Origin of the sequence: Paraburkholderia bengalensis, from assembly GCF_037126505.1 — a bacterium.
GTDB lineage: Bacteria > Pseudomonadota > Gammaproteobacteria > Burkholderiales > Burkholderiaceae > Paraburkholderia > Paraburkholderia bengalensis.
Window position 1 is genome coordinate 1 of sequence record NZ_JACFYJ010000223.1, and the last position, 2,340, is coordinate 2,340.

The following is a 2,340-nucleotide window of genomic DNA, read 5'->3' on the forward strand; positions in this document are numbered from 1 at the left end:
ACCGTTTACAACCGCCTCGTCGAATTCGAACGCGGCGGCACGAAGGTCGAGCCGGGCCTCGCAGAGAAGTGGGAAGTCTCGCCGGACGGCAAGACGTACTGCTCGAAGCCGTCGGCTTGCGGCTCGCCGTCGGCGCGGAAGTGATGATCGAACTGCCCTACGGCAGCACGCGCGCGATGGCAGAAGCCGAAGTGGTCGGCTTTTCGGGCGACAAGCTCTTTCTGATGCCGACGACGGAAGTCGCGGGTCTGTTGCCCGGCGCGCGCGTCTATCCGCTGGAAACGGCGCCCATCGCCGATCCGATGGCGGGCGCGAAGCGTCTGCCCGTCGGCTGGGAATTGCTCGGCCGCGTGGTGGATGCATCGGGCAAGCCGCTCGATGGCTTCGGCCCGCTCAACGCCCGCAACGACGCGCCGCTCACGGCGCCGACCATCAATCCGCTGCATCGCGAGCCGATTCATAAAGTGCTCGACGTCGGCGTGCGCGCGATCAATGCGCTGCTCACCGTCGGACGCGGCCAGCGCATGGGCCTGTTCGCGGGCTCGGGCGTCGGCAAATCGGTGCTGCTCGGCACGATGGCGCGCTACACCAGCGCGGAAGTGATCGTGATCGGCCTGATCGGCGAACGCGGCCGCGAAGTGAAGGAATTCATCGAGCAGATTCTCGGCGAGGAAGGTCTCGCGCGCTCGGTCGTGGTGGCCGCGCCCGCCGACGTGTCGCCGCTTCTGCGCATGCAGGGCGCCGCGTATGCGACGTCGCTCGCCGAATATTTCCGCGATCAGGGCAAGCACGTGCTGCTGCTGATGGATTCGCTGACGCGTTACGCGATGGCGCAGCGCGAGATCGCGCTTGCCATTGGCGAGCCGCCCGCGACCAAGGGCTATCCGCCCTCCGTGTTCGCGAAGTTGCCCGCGCTCGTCGAACGCACGGGCAACGGCCCCGAAGGCGGCGGCTCGATCACCGCGTTCTATACGGTGCTGACGGAAGGCGACGACCAGCAGGACCCGATCGCCGACTCGGCGCGCGCGATTCTCGACGGCCATATCGTGCTGTCGCGCGCGCTCGCCGAAGCGGGCCACTATCCCGCCATCGACATCGAAGCGTCGATCAGCCGCGCGATGACGGCGCTCATCAGCGACGCGCATCTCGACCGCACGCGCCAGTTCAAGCAGATGCTGTCGCGCTATCAGCGCAACCGCGACCTGATCAACGTCGGCGCGTATTCGGCGGGACGCGACGCCGTGCTCGACAAGGCCATCGCGCTGTATCCGCGCATGGAAGCATTCCTGCAACAGGGTTTTCGCGAAAGCGCCGGGTTCGACACCAGCCTCGCGCACCTCGACTCGCTGTTCGGCTAAGGGAGAACGACTGGATGAGCAAGCATTTCCCGATCAAAACGCTGATTGGCCTGGCGCAAGACGATGTCGATGCAGCCGCGCGCAAGCTCGGCCGCGTGCAACGCGAGCGCAACGACGTCGAGGCGCAGTTGAACGCGCTCATCGAGTACCGCGACGAATACCACCGCCGTTTCACCGAGACGGCGAAAGCGGGCATGGCCGCCGGCAACATGCGCAACTTTCAGGCGTTCATCGACACGCTCGACGCCGCCATCGGCCAGCAGCGCCAGTTGCTGGAAACGGCGACGGCGCGCGTCGAGGCCGCCAAGCCCGAATGGCAGCAAAGCAAGCAGAAGCTCGGTTCTTACGAAGTACTGGAAGCACGCGGCATCGCCGCCGAAGCCAGGCTCGCGGCACGCCGCGAGCAACGGGACGCCGACGAACACGGCGCGCGCATTCTGCGGATGCGCGCGGAAGGCGCATGACGACGCCTCGCGCGCGCGACGCATCGCAGGTCGCGCAACCGGACTGACACGACTACACGAGATCCAGCATGTCGCCTCTTTCACTGATCACCTCGCTGCTCGGCACGACGAGCGGTACGTCGGGCAGCAACGCGTCGAACGGCGCGAACGCGGGCAGCGTGCTGCCGTTCTCGACCACGCTGCAGCAGAGCATCGCCGCGCAAAATCAGGCCGCCGCGCCGACGCCCGCGCCGGGCGCGACGCCCTCGCCCTCGCAGCCGGCTTCAAATGGCTCGGGCGGCAGCGTGCACGACGTGCCGCCCGCCAATAACGCGTCGAACAACACCGGCGCCGCCGACAGCGCGAACAACAGCGACAGCACGAAATCCGCGAGCCAGACGGACGGGACGCAGCAAAGCGGCGCCTCCAGCGGCACGGATCCGGCCCAGGTGTTTCTCCAGCAGTCGTCCTTCGGCATCGAAAAAGAGCGTGGTGGGATAGGCCGCGACGTTCATGCTTTTGGCGAGCGCCAGTTGAGG

The 2,340-nt window shown here is 66.9% G+C and carries 2 protein-coding genes and 1 pseudogene; all 3 read left to right on the forward strand.

Translation table 11 applies throughout. The features are described from left to right. Positions 1-1,358 (forward strand): flagellar protein export ATPase FliI (fliI, locus tag H3V53_RS42770; protein WP_419539754.1); only part of this gene is annotated, 1,358 nt, incomplete at its 5' end. Between the two features lie 14 nt (positions 1,359-1,372). Then, a complete protein-coding gene (gene fliJ, locus H3V53_RS42775; RefSeq protein ID WP_336602982.1) occupies positions 1,373-1,822 on the forward strand; it encodes a flagellar export protein FliJ in 450 nt (149 codons plus the stop codon). Positions 1,823-1,890: 68 nt separating this feature from the next. Beyond that, positions 1,891-2,340, forward strand: a pseudogene (locus H3V53_RS42780) (hypothetical protein); the annotation flags it as partial.

Coding starts and splice junctions, on each gene's coding strand:
- fliJ (WP_336602982.1), top strand. CDS start 1,373: ATGAGCAAGCATTTCCCGATCAAAACGCTGATTGGCCTGGCGCAAGAC.